The sequence below is a fragment of the Mesorhizobium sp. ES1-4 genome, assembly GCF_020164745.1.
Lineage (GTDB): Bacteria > Pseudomonadota > Alphaproteobacteria > Rhizobiales > Rhizobiaceae > Mesorhizobium.
In genome coordinates this window covers 340745-354028 of record NZ_JAIUGV010000009.1, presented here as the reverse complement: position 1 = coordinate 354028, position 13284 = coordinate 340745, and the positions used below count along the sequence as shown (strand labels likewise).

Here is a 13284-nt window from a genome sequence, read left to right as displayed (position 1 = left end):
CTCCTTTCAACCGCAATGAATCACGAACTCAAACCAAGGGGAATCCTGAATCCTTTAAAACGCGACAGGCTTTAGCCACCGGACAGCTGACGGCCTCAACCATCATCATGATCCCCGTCGTGCTGCTGGCGCATGGCCCGGCCGGTCTGTTCTCGGCCTCACCCCCGGTATGGGCGGCGGTGCTGGCGCTGGCGCTGCTATCCACCGCCTTCGCCTATATCCTGTACTTCAACCTCGTCGCTTCCGCCGGCGCGACCAACGCCTCGCTGGTCACGCTGATCGTGCCGGCCAGCGCGGTTCTGCTCGGTTTCCTGTTCCTTGGCGAGCGGCTCGAACTGTTCGAGATCGGTGGCATGGTGCTGATCGGCCTTGGCCTCGTCACGATCGACGGGCGGTTGTTCGGTCGCCGTTGAGCCAGGGCCCGGCAAGGGGACGATCAACGCGAAAGTCGACGCGCCCTTCGCGACGTAGCGCTGCCGTGACACGCCAACGACACCTCGCCGCCATAATTTATTCACAGGTCTGGAGCAGGTTTTTGCCGAAGAGTTTCAACGGTTAACGGTCAAACCGAGGTCGCAAATCCGGCATTTACGTCGCAATGCAGCATATTTTCCGCTTGCCTGTGGCACAAATGAACCTAGACTCCAGCACATAGCTCTTTAAGAGGAGGCTATGTCATGGGACTTACGAGGCCAATCAACGCATTGATGATTTGTGCTGCGTTTGCTTTCATCGGCGCCCTCATTATGGGCGTCCTTCCCTGAACCCGCCAAGACGGGGAAGACCAGCACCAGATTGTTCAGACAATTCGAAAGGCCGGGTTTTACCCGGCCTTTTGCTGTTCAACCCTTATGCCGCGGCCGATCCGGCAACCTCCGCCTCGTGCGAGCGGATGCCGATCATGTGGCAGACGGCGAACACCAGATCGGCCCGGTTCATCGTGTAGAAGTGGAAGTCGCCCACACCGCGCTCGACCAGGTCGAGAACCTGCTCGGCCGCCACGGCGGATGCGACCAGCGCATGCGTCTGAGGGTCGTTCTGCAGGCCGTCGAAGCGCTCGGCCAGCCATGCCGGTACGAGCGCGCCACAGCGCGCCGAGAAATTGGCGACCTGGGTGAAGTTATGCACCGGCAGGATGCCGGGAACGATCGGGATGTAGATGCCGGCGCGGCGCGCCCGCTCGACGTAGCGCTCGTAGAGATCGTTGTCGAAAAAGAACTGGGTGATCGCGCGCGTCGCGCCATTGTCGACCTTACGCTTCAGCATGTCGATGTCGGTGGCGAAATCAGGGCTTTCCGGGTGCTTTTCCGGATAGGCCGAAACCGAAATGTCGAAATCCCCGGCATCCTTCAGGGCCCCGACCAATTCGGCGCCATTGGCGTAGCCGTCCGAATGCGGACGGTAGGCGGTGCCGACGCCTGCGGCCGGATCGCCGCGCAAGGCGACGAAGCGCTTCACACCCATGTCGGCGAATTCCTGGATCACGGCGTCGACCTCATGGCGGGCGGCATCGACGCAAGTCATGTGCGCGGCCGGCGTCAGGCTGGTCTCCTTCAGGATACGGCCGATGGTGCGCGCCGTGCGCTCACGCGTCGAACCGCCGGCGCCATAGGTCACCGAGACGAATTTCGGCTGCAGCGGCTCCAGCCTTGTGACCGTATCCCACAGCCTCGCCTCCATCTCGTCGGACTTCGGCGGGAAGAACTCGAACGAAACCCTGACCTTGTCGCCTATGTCGGGGCGGCGTGAAAAACGAAACTGGTTCATCAGGCGATTTCCCCTATCGAACTCACTCTGGTCTGCTGGCTGGCATTGGCGGGATCGGCGATCAGCAGGCGCCGGTCGCGGCCAAGCCAAAGCTTGACCGTGAGCCTGGCCTCGTTGCCGCCGCGCGGTTCGAACTCCTGGGCATCCTCGAGATCGAGGCCGGCTTCGGCGAACCACTCCCCGATCTGCCGGTCGGAAAAGCCGAGGCGCATATGCGCGTGCTCGTCGCGCAGGAACTCCAGCGCGTGCGGCGCGAAATCGACGATGACTAGCCGGCCCGCGGGGCGCAGAAGGCGCGCGGCTTCGCGGATGGCGCGGGCGGGATCGTCGAGATAGTGCAGCACCTGGTGGATGGTGACGAGATCGAAGGCATCGCGCTCGACAGGCGGCGAAAAGATATCGCCCTGCCGCACCTGCGCATTCGAAACGCCGGCCTTGTCGAGATTGGCGCGCGCCACGGTCAGCATCTCGCGCGACATGTCGATGCCGATGCCGCGCCGGTAAAGCGGCGAGAAGATTTCGAGCAGCCGCCCGGTGCCGGTGCCAAGGTCGAGCATGGACTGGAACGGCCGCTTGCCGACCAGCTTCAGCATCGCGGCCTCCACGGCGCGATCGGGCACATGCAGCGAGCGGATATGATCCCAGCTTGCGGCATTCTGCGAGAAATATTCGGTGGCGCGGTCCTGGCGCTTGCGCTTGACCGAGGTCAGCCGCTCCAGATCGCGCTCGACCTGCGGGTCGGCTCCCCGAATGCCCGAAACCAGCCCCATCACGAAGTCGCGCGCGGAGTCGGCGTCCGACAGGCGGAAGAATGCCCAAGACCCTTCCTGGTAACGGCCGATCAGCCCGGCCTCGAGCAGCAGCTTCAGGTGGCGCGAGACACGCGGCTGCGACTGGCCGAGAATTTCGGTAAGGTCGGAAACGGTGAGGTCGCCGCGCGACAACAGTGCCAATATGCGCAGGCGGCTGGATTCGGCCGCCGCCTTCAGTGTATCCACCATGGTGTCGAGCGAGACATGCATCAGCGTATTCTCTTTGAAAAAGATATAAACATATGTTTATGTCGATTTTGGCAACCTTGCAAGCGCTATGTCGCTCCCGGACCAGAAAATGCCGCATGCGTGGTTTCCCGGTCCAGGTCGCCCCAGAACGTCCAGCGTTTGAGACAATGCAGCAGGATAGAGACAGGCAATGACCGTTCCGCGTGAGATGTTTGAGGCACGCGAAGGCGAGCAGAGACTGGAACACGATCCGGCGTTGATGTCGGCGGATGGCGGCGTCGTCTTTATCGGCCGCATCGCCTCGCCGTGGACCACCCGGGAAAGCTGCCCGAAGAACATGCGCGCCGCGCGCGAGGCCGGACAGCCCGCGGTGCTGACCATCGATGCACCCTATCGTAAGGGCCTGCGCGGACTGGAGCGTGCCAGCCACATCGTCATCCTGTCCTGGCTGCATCACGCGCCGCGGAATCTGATTGTGCAGAAACCGCGCCATGCGGCTGACGCGAAAGGCGTGTTCGGTCTGCGCTCCCCAGCCAGGCCGAACCCGATCGGCCTGCATGTGGCAAGGCTTGTCGCGCTCGATGTCGCCACCGGACGCCTCGACCTCGACGCCATCGACGTGCGCGACGGCACGCCGGTCATCGACATCAAACCCTATTTCGCTTCGACCGATGCCGTTGTGGAGGCGACCATCGAAGGGCGCGAGGAGCCCGGTCGGATCCCGCGATGACGGCGCCAACCGGCCGCCGCCGCGCCATCGCCAAGGCGCTGACAGCCCTTCTGCCGCTGGCGCCCTATGCCGACATGGAGAAGATTCGCACCGATGCCGGTTCGGTGCATATGAAGACCTTGCCGCCGACGATCGCGGTGTGGCTGGCGGCCATTGCTCATATCCGTCACGTGCACACCGACTACGAAAAGCTGCTGGCCGAGGGCTATGACCGCGACTCGGCGCGTTTCTTCGTCATCGAACAGACCAACATCGTGCTCACGCGCTGGCGTGCCACCCGTCTCCTCGACGCCGACGACGAGGAGGACTGAGGCAGTTCCGGGAAAGGTGTGAAGTGGCCGTTCGTCCGGAATTGCGTCCAGACAAGAAGATCCCACCTATTGTCGCGTCAGCACCGCGATTGCATTGTAGGGCTGGCCGTCGGCCTGGCCGACCCAGGTCCAGGACAGGTTTCCCTTGTAGAAGCGCACGGTAATGTCGCCGCCGTCGATGCACTTGTCCTGGCCGTAGGTGATGCTTTCATGGAATTGCGCCGACGTGTCATCCCTCGACGTCTGCGACAGCGATCCGCCGCAACCCAGTGACGGATAGTCGATCGATGCTGCGTCATCCCCGATCGTCATGGCGATCGACCAGTCGGCGCCGGCGTCGCCTGCCGGGCTCTGATGGCCGCTGCCGACCCATGTGCCCGCCAACGATGGCACATTCACGGTGCAAGGCCGGTTCTGGAAGATCGGCGCCAATTCGCTGCCCGCCTTCTCACAGCGATAGGTCTGGCCGCCCTGGCAGAGTTCGTCGCCCTCCTTCACGCATTGCGCGCTGGCTTCGCCCGCGGCGGCAAAAATCATCATGGTTCCTACGACGGCTGCAAGCTTACCCATATCCCCCTCCTGTTCCGAGCCACCCGATCATAAGGCAATTCTAATCCAATGTATCGGCTGGCGTCGTGGAGGACGAACAGCGCCGGGCGGGTGGCTCTATGCCTTCTTTCTGGCACGGATAGCCTGTTGGTCCGCCTTTGCGAGAGGAGGCCCGATGAGCCAAGCAACGAAGATGCAGGATGCCGGGCAACTGCCCCTGGTCGGCGACCGCCATGTCGACCCGCATTCCTATCCACAAGGCATTGCCTTCCTCGACGGCCAGTATTTGCCGATGTCGCAGGCCAAGGTCTCGGTGCTGGATTGGGGTTTCCTGCATTCCGATGCCACCTACGACACAGTGCATGTCTGGAACGGCCGCTTCTTCCGCCTCGATCTGCATCTCGAGCGCTTCTTCGGCGGGCTCGACAAGCTGCGTATGACCATCCCCTTTGACAGGGGTGGCATAGCCGAGATCCTGCACAATTGCGTCGCGCTGTCAGGTCATCGCGCCGCCTATGTCGAAATGCTGTGCACGCGCGGTGCTTCGCCGACCTTCAGCCGCGACCCGCGCCAGGCGATCAACCGCTTCATGGCGTTCGCCGTGACCTTCGGCTCGGTGGCCAATGCCGAGCAGTTGCGGCGCGGCCTGCGCGTCGCCATCAGCGACAAGATACGCATCCCGCCGGCCTCGATCGATCCGCGATCAAGAACTATCATTGGCTCGACCTCGTGCGCGGTCTTTACGATGCCTATGATCGCGGCGCCGAGACGGCCCTCCTTCTCGACTTCAACGGCAACATCGCCGAAGGCCCGGGTTTCAACGTCTTCCGCGTCAAGGACGGCAGGCTGTCGACACCCGCTATTGGCGTGCTGCCGGGCATCACCCGCCGCACCGTCCTTGACCTCTGTAGCGAGGAAGGGCTCACCGCGAAGGCCGTCGATGTCAGCGTAGCCTCGCTCAAGGCAGCCGACGAAGTCTTCATCACCTCGACCGCCGGCGGCATCATGCCGGTGACGCGGATCGACGGTGCTGACATAGCGGACGGCCAGGTCGGGCCGATCACCCGCCGGCTGATGGCGCTCTATTGGCAAAAGCACGACGACCCGGCATGGTCGACCCCGGTGAATTACCCCTGACCAAGCTGTGCTTGGTCATGACCGCTTGGTCAGGACCAGGCGGTGATTGGTAAGTGATCCGAAGGCGTCCTGTTCAAAAAGATTTCCCCTCGCCTCTGGAAAATCACAGGATGAGCCGTATATGCCCAGAAGCGGAGAAGCCTCCGCTTCCATCCAGAAATTGCGCCCGCAGGGGCAAGGATTCCACATCATGACAAACAAGGTTTGGTTCATCACCGGATCGTCCAAGGGCTTTGGCCGCGTCTGGGCCGAGGCCGCATTGGCGCGCGGCGACCGCGTCGCCGCGACCGCCCGTGACACCGGCACGCTCGCCGATCTCGTCGCAAAATATGGCGACAACGTCGCTGCGATTCAGCTCGACGTCACCGACAAGAATGCCGTCGAGGCCGCGATCGCCGAGGCACACAAGCGCTTTGGCCGGCTCGACGTGGTCATCAACAATGCCGGCTACGGCCATTTCGGCGCCATCGAGGAAGTCAGCGAGCAGGAAGCCCGCGACCAGATCGAGACCAATGTGTTCGGTGCGCTCTGGGTCACGCAGGCCGCGCTGCCGATCATGCGGGCGCAGCGGTCCGGCCACATCATCCAGATCTCGTCGATCGGCGGCGTCAATGCCTTTGCCTCGCTCGGCCTCTACCATGCCTCGAAATGGGCACTGGAAGCCTTCAGCCAGTCGCTCAGCATCGAGGTCGCGGAATTCGGCATTCATGTCACGCTGGTCGAGCCGGGCGGTTTCTCCACCGACTGGTCGGGAGCATCGGCCAAGGTCTCCAAGCCGATCGAGGCCTATGCGCCCGCCCGCGCCAAGATGGCCGAGCGGCGCGCCAACTCGGTCGCCGGCGATCCCGAGGCGACCGGACCGGCGATGCTCGCCATTGTCGATGCCGAGGAGCCGCCGCTGAGGGTGTTCTTCGGCGATGGCGGCCTGCCGATGATACGCCAGGAATATGCCAACCGCCTCGCCACCTGGGACAAGTGGGACCACGTTTCCGTCATGGCGCAAGGCGCCAACAAGAACCGCAAGGGCTGAGGCCCGCGGCGTCTGGCTACGCCGCCCGATGGGCGGCGTAGCCCCAACCCTCGGCTATGCGCGATAAATCCACTGCTCGGGCACCCGCACCGAAATCTCTTCGCCGGCCCTGATCGTTCCCGGTTTCTCAACCCAGGCGACGACGCCACGCAGCCGCTTGGCCATTTTCGGAAACAACAGCGCGCCGGCTTCCACATCCGCCATTCCAGCGTTTTCGGCGATCGATCGCCCGGCGATGCGGCATGGTCCGTTCTGAGCATCCACCTTGAGGGTCACTCCGTCCTTGAAGAAAAGCAGCGTACCGGCCGGCAGCATCGAGAGATGCGGCACGCCCTCGATCACCAGATTGGCGCCGATCCATTCCGGCTTGATCTCGGCCAATCCCATCCGTTCGGCGACGATGGCCAGTTCATCCGCTGCCACGATCGACAATTGCCGTTCGTTGCGCATTTCTGTGCCGCGTGGATACCAGGGTTCGCGCCCGCCCGAGCGTCGCGTTGGCCCGGCGTGCAAATCGCCTGAAATGCCGTCGAAGCCCAACCGCAATTCCTCCGCCGGACGCGTCTGGAAATGATCCGCCGGCGCGACATAGAGCGCAGCCGCACGGGCAGAAAGCTTCTTCGCCGGGATGATTTCGACCGGCTTCTCGGCCTCGGGGAAGAGATCCAGCATAGCTTCATTCCTTGGATGATGCGCCTCGGTTTTGCCTGTCGGCCGGCAAGGCCGCAAGAGCGGTTTGGGCCATAATGCGCAACTCTTCGGCCGATGCGCCGTCGCGTGCCTGGATAGACATCCCGTTCATGACGCCGGCGATATATTTGGCTAAGCCTTCGACGGAGGGGCCTTCCGGCAGATCGCCCATCGCGCTCCCCTTGGCCAGCCGCTCCGCGATCGCCGCTTCGCTCGCCTTGCGATAGGCCTTGAGTTCATCCGCGATAGCTTGCGCCTGCGGCGAGGCTGCCAGCGCGCCGCTGACGAAAAGGCATCCGCCCGGCTTGCCGGGTCTGGAATAAGCTTCCGCTGCACTCAGCAGTAACCGCCGGATCGCCTCCCGCGTCGGGACTGGTGCGCTCAGCGCCTCCAGCGCAAAGCCGATCTCGGTCTCGTGGTAGCGTGTCAGCGCCTTGCGAAACAAAGTCTCCTTGTCGGTGAAGGCATTGTAGATCTGTGGCGGCGTCAGCCCCATCGCTTCGCGCAGCATGGCGAGCGACGTCGCCTCATAGCCATGCTCCCAGAACAGATGCATTGCCGCATCCAGCGCCCGGTCGGGGTCGAATGTACGCGGCCGGCCACCGCCGCGCGGCTTTTCCAAATCTTCCATATCGATCGATACGAAACCTGTTGACTCACCTTCTGCACATAACGTAACAATTAATACGAAACATGGCAAGCCGAAGGACGGTCCCTTGGCGAGGCCATGCAGCCCGAGCACAAGGAGAGTCCAGATGCCAATCACCGTGACCGCGCCGGAAGGCGTACTGACCCCGGGCGGAGAGCGCGAAATCCTACCGCGTCTCAGCGCCGCCCTCATCGAAGCCTCCGGTGCCACCGGCAATTCCTTCTTCACCGCGATTGTCGGTGGCACGGTCCACATCCTGCCGCCCCGCCACATCTATGCCGGCGGCGCCAATCGGCCTGTCGTCATGGTGGAGTTGAAATTGCCCAATATCGGTCTTGGCTCGGTCGAAACTCGCAAGGCCTTCATCAACGCCGCCGCGAAAATTGTCGCCGAACTCTGCGTGCCAGGGCACAGGCCCGAAAACACCTGGATCAACATCGTCAACGCGCCCGATGGCGGCTGGGGCATCGGCGACAGGCAATATACAGGCGACGCGCTTGTCGCCGCCGCCACGGCCGCCGCGCACTGATCCGGCAAGAGCGATGACGGTGCGGTTCTCTCCTTCGCTGTTCTTCACCACAAATTGCGAGCCGGCACTGGCCTTCTACGAACAATGCAGCCTTGGCCGGGGAACGATCCTGCTGCGCTGGGGCGACAACAACATGCCGGTGCGAACCGAAGCCATGCGCGGAAAAGTCCTGCATGCCCGCTTTGAGGGCCCGGGCGTGCTGTTCCATGCCTCCGACAATGACGATGCCGAACCGATGAAAGGCTCCGCCATGATGCTGGAGTTCGACGACCTGTCGGCCATGCGCGAACTTTTCTCCCGCATGGCCGTCGGCGGCCGGATCACCGTGCCCCTGGCACGGTGATATTGGGGAACCGCCTTCGGCATGCTGGTTGACGCCTATGGCGTGCAGTGGATGTTCAGTTGTTCCGGTGAATGAGGGCGCCGATCACGATCTTCTTACCTAGATCAGAACCGGCTCCGCATTGCCGCCATGCCGTGCCGGTCCCATGGTGACGTCCGGACAGGTCTGCGGAGATCATCATGCGTCCCGGAACGGCAATCGTGCTGCTTTGGCTGATCTGGGTGGTGTCGTGGGCGGCTGCCGCCTTCTGGGCGGATCCGGTCGCCAAACGCGCCGACCTTCGGTCGGAGATGCGCTACCGGATGGTGACGGCGTTCGGCGCGGTCCTGTTCCTCCTCCCGGCACACAATTATTACGGGCGCCTGCGGCTGTGGGTTCCCGACCTTGCCGTGGCCTGGACCTGCGTCGTGCTGATCGCGGCCGGCATTGCCTTCGCGTGGTGGGCGCGCATCCATCTGGGCAGGCTGTGGTCCGCCACCGTCACCGCCAAGGCGGATCATCGCGTGGTCGACACCGGCCCCTATCGCCTTGTCCGGCATCCGATCTATAGCGGGCTGCTGCTGTCGGTGCTCGCCACCATGGTGGCGAAGGGCACGGTCTGGGGCATCGCGGGGACGGCACTGCTCATCATCGGCGTCGTCTTGAAGGCGGGGCTGGAGGAACGTTTCCTGCGCGGCGAACTCGGCCCCGCCTATGACGACTACGCGCGGCGGGTGCCGATGCTGGTTCCATTCGCGCCAGCCTGACGGGGCGCGGCGTCCGGCAATCAGAGCATGTGCAAAAGCGCGCCGCCGATCGAGTACCCCGCACCGAAGGCGCAGATCAGGCCGAAATCGCCTGGTTTCATGTCGGCATGGTTCTCCGACAGCGCGATAATGGCGCCGGCGCCCGCCGTGTTGCCGAGCCGCTCCAGCACCATGGGTGCGCGGTCGTGGCCGACATCGTGGCCGAATGCCAGCTTCAGGATCATCGCATTCATGCGCGCATTGGCCTGGTGCAGCCAGAAGCGCCTGATGGCCTCCGGCGTCAGCCCGTGCTCGGCCAGGAATTCGACGATGAATTTGTGGCCGGCGACGGTGACTTCCTTGAACACCTTGTTGCCGACCTGCTTGATGAGGTTGCCCTCAAGGTCGATCATGTAGGGATCAGCCTGGGCGGTGCGGGTGTGATAGCCGAGATTGGTGCGGATGTTGTTCGACATCTGCGTCCAGATGCGCGTGTCCAGCACCTCGAAGCGGCCCGGCCGCTTCTCGCCCTGGGCGAGCCCCTCCACCACCATCGACACCGAAGCGTCCCCGAAGATGAAATGCGTCTGCCGGTCGCGGAAATTGAGATGGCCGGTGATGATCTCGGGCGTGGTCACCAGGATGCGTTTGTGCGCGCCCGAGCGCACCAGATTGACCGCCATGTGCAGCGCCGCCGCCGCGGAGGAACAGCCAAGCCCCATGTCGAAGCCCGCGCCCCTCGTCCCCAACGCCTCCTGCATTTCGATGGCGATCGCCGGATACGGCCTCTGCTGATGTGAGGACGAGCAGATCACCAGATCGATCTCCGATGCCTGGATGCCGGCATGCTCGATCGCCTTCCTGGCCGATCCGATGCCGAATTCCGCCTGCAGCGAGAGCGCATCGTCGGGGCGCGCCGGAATACGCGGCGCCATGCGGGTCGGATCGAGAATGCCTTCCCGTTCGATCACGTGGCGCGCGCGCACGCCCGAGGCATGGACGATGAAGTCGGCGTCGGATTTCTGCAGCAGCGTCTCGCCGGCTGCCTGGCGGCGCGCGTTCTCCGTGTCGACCCAGGCATTGAAGCTGGCGACCAGTTCCTCATTCGTGATGACAGGCTTGGGGATTTCAGCGCCGATGCCGCTGATGATGACGCGATGCATGTTTCAGTCCGTCCCATCCGCGGGCATTGCGGCTTCATGTGGGCGCCGAAACGCTTCGGCGCAACACTTTTCTCACTGGGCCGGTTTACGCCAGCTTAAACCAAGGTTTGCGCAAGCTAGCCGGCCTGTTTGGCGACAATGAAAATGCGGGGGAACCGCAGCAGCACCTTGCCGTCGGCGGTCTTGGGATAGGCCTTGGCGATCTTGGCCGTGTAGCTGTCGAGGAACAGCTCGCGCTCATCCGTTTCCAGCGGATCGAGGAACGGCTTCAGCCCGGTCGACTTCACCCACTCGACGATCGCCCGCGCATCCGCCAGCGGATGGTTGTAGATGGTGTGCCAGATGTCGAGCCGAGCGGAGAGCGGCGACAGAAGGTCGTAATAGAACGACACCGGCGGCAGCGGCGCACGCGCCGCGTCCCTGATCTTTGCCGCGAAAGGCACTTCCGCCGCGGTTTCCCGCATCAGGCGGTGCGAATCCTCGGCCATGTTGTCGGGCATCTGGATCGCCAGCGCGCCACCGGGCGCCAGAAAACCCATCAGCCGCTGGAACACCGCCGGATGCTCCGGCAGCCACTGGAACACGGCATTGGCGAAGATCACATTGACCGGCTCGGCCGGCTGCCATGTCGACGCGTCGGCGAGGTCGAAGCTGACATTGGGCAGCCGCGCCCTCGCCTTTTCGATCATGTCGGGAGACGTGTCGAAGCCGCTCACCCGTGCGTCCGGCCAGCGCTCGACCAGAAGTTCGGTCGAATTGCCCGGCCCACAACCGATGTCGACGACCCGGCGCGGAAAATCCACCGGAACCTGCGCGACGAGGTCCCGCGCCGGCCGCGTGCGCTCATCCTCGAATTTCAGATATTGGGCGGCGGACCAATCGGCCATTTGAGCTCCTCATGTCAGCTTGCGAATTCGCCGCCCCGGAGCCCCCTTACCGCGTCAGCCTCTTGTAGGTCATGCGGTGCGGGTTGACGGCTTCAGGCCCGAGCCGGCGGATCTTGTCCTGCTCGTAGTCCTCGAAATTGCCCTCGAACCATTCGACATGGCTGTCGCCCTCGAAGGCGAGGATGTGCGTCGCCAGACGGTCGAGGAACATGCGATCGTGCGAGATGATGACCGCGCAGCCGCCGAAATTTTCCAGCGCGTCTTCGAGTGCGGCCAGCGTTTCCGTATCGAGATCGTTGGTCGGTTCGTCGAGCAGCAGAACATTGCCGCCGGTCTTCAGCATCTTGGCCAGGTGCACGCGGTTGCGCTGGCCGCCGGACAGATTGCCGACCTTCTGCTGCTGGTCGCCGCCACGGAAATTGAACGAAGCGCAGTACGCACGGGTGTTGGCTTCGAACTTGCCGAGCTTGACCACTTCGGCGCCGCCGGAGATTTCTTCCCAGACGGTCTTCGACGGATCGAGCGCATCGCGGCTTTGGTCGACATAGCCGAGCTTGACCGTCTCGCCGACGCGCACCGAGCCCGCATCCGGCTTTTCCTGGCCGGTGATCATGCGGAACAATGTCGTCTTGCCGGCGCCGTTCGGGCCGATCACGCCGACGATGCCGCCCGGCGGCAGCTTGAATTCGAGGCCTTCGATCAGCAGCGTGTCGCCAAAGCCCTTTGACAGGCCCTCGACCTCGATGACCACATTGCCGAGCCGCTCGCCATGCGGAATGACGATCTGCGTATCCGTCGGCCGCCGCTTGTCGGCTGCATCCAAAAGGTCCTGGAACGCCTGGATACGAGCCTTGGACTTGGTCTGGCGGGCCTTCGGGCTGGACTGGATCCACTCGCGCTCGCGGCCGATGGCGCGCTGGCGGGCGTCGTCCTCGCGGCCTTCCTGCTTGAGGCGCTTGGCCTTGGCTTCGAGGTACTTGGTGTAGTTGCCCTCATAGGGGATGCCGCGACCGCGGTCGAGCTCGAGAATCCAGCCGGTGACATTATCGAGGAAGTAGCGGTCGTGGGTGATGATCATCACGGCGCTGGGATAGGCGCGCAGATGCTTTTCCAGCCACGCCGTCGTCTCGGCGTCGAGATGGTTGGTCGGTTCGTCGAGCAGCAGGAGGTCAGGCTGGCGCAGCAGCAGCTGGCAGAGCGCGACGCGGCGGCGCTCGCCGCCCGACAGCTTGGTGACGTTGGCATCCTTGGGCGGGCAGCCCAGCGCTTCCATCGCCATCTCGACCTGCTGTTCGAGGTCCCAAAGGTTGAGCCGGTCCATCTCGTCCTGGAGCTTGGCCGACTCGTCGGCCGTCTCGTCGGAATAGTTCATCATCAGTTCGTTGTAACGCTCGATGATGGCGGTCTTGGCCGCGACCCCTTCCATGATGTTCTCGAACACTGTCTTGTCGGGATCGAGCGCCGGCTCCTGCGCCAGGTAGCCGACAGTGGCGCCTTCGGCGAGCCACGCCTCGCCGCTCCACTCCTTGTCGATGCCGGCCATGATCTTGAGGATCGTCGACTTGCCGGCGCCGTTCGGGCCGAGAATGCCGATCTTGGCATCGGGGTAGAAGGACAGATGAACGTTCTCGAGCACCTTCTTGGTGCCATAGGCCTTGTTGAGGCCGGCCATGTGATAGATGAACTGGCGTGCCACGCGCGCTTTCCCTGAAAAAGTGACTGATTTGTCGAACTGAATGGAGATTGGCCGCTATGTAGGCGATGCGGCGGCGA

Annotated in this window: 14 protein-coding genes and 2 pseudogenes; 8 read left to right on the top strand and 8 right to left on the bottom strand. The window is 63.5% G+C overall.

Annotated elements, in window-relative coordinates; genetic code table 11:
- Positions 1-413 (top strand): DMT family transporter (locus LB556_RS19785; RefSeq protein WP_224569407.1); only part of this gene is annotated, 413 nt, incomplete at its 5' end.
- A 436-nt stretch (positions 414-849) separates the two neighbouring features.
- Here LB556_RS19785 and metF read toward each other — a convergent pair.
- Together metF and LB556_RS19775 are read right to left on the bottom strand one after the other, a co-directional pair.
- On the bottom strand, positions 850-1767 hold the full coding sequence (metF, locus tag LB556_RS19780; protein WP_224569406.1) for a methylenetetrahydrofolate reductase [NAD(P)H]: 918 nt from the start codon (positions 1765-1767) through the stop codon (positions 850-852).
- Positions 1767-2789: an ArsR/SmtB family transcription factor gene (locus tag LB556_RS19775; RefSeq protein WP_224569405.1), complete on the bottom strand. Its 1023-nt coding sequence runs from the start codon at positions 2787-2789 to the stop codon at positions 1767-1769. The genes metF and LB556_RS19775 overlap by 1 nt, the downstream gene beginning before the upstream one ends.
- Before the next feature lie 169 nt (positions 2790-2958).
- Between LB556_RS19775 and tsaA the strand changes: the two genes are divergently transcribed.
- On the top strand, positions 2959-3498 hold the full coding sequence (tsaA, locus tag LB556_RS19770; protein ID WP_224569404.1) for a tRNA (N6-threonylcarbamoyladenosine(37)-N6)-methyltransferase TrmO: 540 nt from the start codon (positions 2959-2961) through the stop codon (positions 3496-3498).
- A complete protein-coding gene (locus LB556_RS19765) occupies positions 3495-3809 on the top strand; it encodes a DUF2293 domain-containing protein (RefSeq protein WP_224569403.1) in 315 nt (104 codons plus the stop codon). Before tsaA ends, LB556_RS19765 begins: the two co-directional genes overlap by 4 nt.
- A 66-nt stretch (positions 3810-3875) precedes the next feature.
- Here the strand turns inward: LB556_RS19765 and LB556_RS19760 are convergent, their stop codons facing one another.
- The gene (locus LB556_RS19760) at positions 3876-4379 is read right to left on the bottom strand and encodes a hypothetical protein (protein ID WP_224569402.1); all 504 of its coding nucleotides are present in this window, start codon (positions 4377-4379) and stop codon (positions 3876-3878) included.
- Positions 4380-4533: 154 nt separating this feature from the next.
- Between LB556_RS19760 and LB556_RS19755 the strand changes: the two are divergent.
- Together LB556_RS19755 and LB556_RS19750 are read left to right on the top strand one after the other, a co-directional pair.
- Positions 4534-5495, top strand: a pseudogene (locus tag LB556_RS19755) (D-amino acid aminotransferase).
- Between the two features lie 190 nt (positions 5496-5685).
- The gene (locus tag LB556_RS19750; RefSeq protein WP_224569401.1) at positions 5686-6525 is read left to right on the top strand and encodes an SDR family oxidoreductase; all 840 of its coding nucleotides are present in this window, start codon (positions 5686-5688) and stop codon (positions 6523-6525) included.
- A 54-nt stretch (positions 6526-6579) separates the two neighbouring features.
- Here LB556_RS19750 and LB556_RS19745 read toward each other — a convergent pair whose 3' ends face one another.
- Together LB556_RS19745 and LB556_RS19740 are read right to left on the bottom strand one after the other, a co-directional pair.
- On the bottom strand, positions 6580-7197 hold the full coding sequence (locus LB556_RS19745; RefSeq protein ID WP_224569400.1) for an MOSC domain-containing protein: 618 nt from the start codon (positions 7195-7197) through the stop codon (positions 6580-6582).
- 4 nt (positions 7198-7201) lie between these two features.
- Entirely contained in the window at positions 7202-7957 is a 756-nt protein-coding gene (locus LB556_RS19740) for a TetR/AcrR family transcriptional regulator (RefSeq protein ID WP_224569399.1), read from the bottom strand.
- A 13-nt stretch (positions 7958-7970) separates the two neighbouring features.
- Here LB556_RS19740 and LB556_RS19735 point away from each other — a divergent pair, with 13 nt between their 5' ends.
- From LB556_RS19735 to LB556_RS19725, 3 genes and pseudogenes are all read left to right on the top strand, one after another.
- Positions 7971-8393 carry a tautomerase family protein gene (locus LB556_RS19735; RefSeq protein WP_224569398.1) on the top strand — a complete coding sequence of 141 codons (423 nt, stop codon included), beginning with the start codon at positions 7971-7973 and terminating at the stop codon, positions 8391-8393.
- Between the two features lie 19 nt (positions 8394-8412).
- Positions 8413-8811, top strand: a pseudogene (locus LB556_RS19730) (VOC family protein).
- A gap of 104 nt (positions 8812-8915) precedes the next feature.
- A complete protein-coding gene (locus tag LB556_RS19725; RefSeq protein ID WP_224569397.1) occupies positions 8916-9482 on the top strand; it encodes a methyltransferase family protein in 567 nt (188 codons plus the stop codon).
- Positions 9483-9502: 20 nt separating this feature from the next.
- Here LB556_RS19725 and LB556_RS19720 read toward each other — a convergent pair whose 3' ends face one another.
- From LB556_RS19720 to ettA, 3 genes are all read right to left on the bottom strand, one after another.
- On the bottom strand, positions 9503-10624 hold the full coding sequence (locus LB556_RS19720) for a beta-ketoacyl-ACP synthase III (protein WP_224569396.1): 1122 nt from the start codon (positions 10622-10624) through the stop codon (positions 9503-9505).
- A 116-nt stretch (positions 10625-10740) separates the two neighbouring features.
- On the bottom strand, positions 10741-11511 hold the full coding sequence (tam, locus tag LB556_RS19715) for a trans-aconitate 2-methyltransferase (RefSeq protein WP_224569395.1): 771 nt from the start codon (positions 11509-11511) through the stop codon (positions 10741-10743).
- Positions 11512-11557: 46 nt separating this feature from the next.
- Positions 11558-13207, bottom strand: coding sequence for an energy-dependent translational throttle protein EttA (gene ettA, locus LB556_RS19710; protein WP_224569394.1), 1650 nt, complete (start codon positions 13205-13207; stop codon positions 11558-11560).
- Positions 13208-13284: the final 77 nt, after the last annotated feature.

What these genes read in the sequence shown, in the direction of transcription:
- metF (WP_224569406.1), bottom strand. Translation starts at nt 1,767, where the DNA reads ATGAACCAGTTTCGTTTTTCACGCCGCCCCGACATAGGCGACAAGGTC.
- LB556_RS19775 (WP_224569405.1), bottom strand. Translation starts at nt 2,789, where the DNA reads ATGCATGTCTCGCTCGACACCATGGTGGATACACTGAAGGCGGCGGCC.
- tsaA (WP_224569404.1), top strand. Translation starts at nt 2,959, where the DNA reads ATGACCGTTCCGCGTGAGATGTTTGAGGCACGCGAAGGCGAGCAGAGA.
- LB556_RS19765 (WP_224569403.1), top strand. Translation starts at nt 3,495, where the DNA reads ATGACGGCGCCAACCGGCCGCCGCCGCGCCATCGCCAAGGCGCTGACA.
- LB556_RS19760 (WP_224569402.1), bottom strand. Translation starts at nt 4,379, where the DNA reads ATGGGTAAGCTTGCAGCCGTCGTAGGAACCATGATGATTTTTGCCGCC.
- LB556_RS19750 (WP_224569401.1), top strand. Translation starts at nt 5,686, where the DNA reads ATGACAAACAAGGTTTGGTTCATCACCGGATCGTCCAAGGGCTTTGGC.
- LB556_RS19745 (WP_224569400.1), bottom strand. Translation starts at nt 7,197, where the DNA reads ATGCTGGATCTCTTCCCCGAGGCCGAGAAGCCGGTCGAAATCATCCCG.
- LB556_RS19735 (WP_224569398.1), top strand. Translation starts at nt 7,971, where the DNA reads ATGCCAATCACCGTGACCGCGCCGGAAGGCGTACTGACCCCGGGCGGA.
- LB556_RS19725 (WP_224569397.1), top strand. Translation starts at nt 8,916, where the DNA reads ATGCGTCCCGGAACGGCAATCGTGCTGCTTTGGCTGATCTGGGTGGTG.
- LB556_RS19720 (WP_224569396.1), bottom strand. Translation starts at nt 10,624, where the DNA reads ATGCATCGCGTCATCATCAGCGGCATCGGCGCTGAAATCCCCAAGCCT.
- tam (WP_224569395.1), bottom strand. Translation starts at nt 11,511, where the DNA reads ATGGCCGATTGGTCCGCCGCCCAATATCTGAAATTCGAGGATGAGCGC.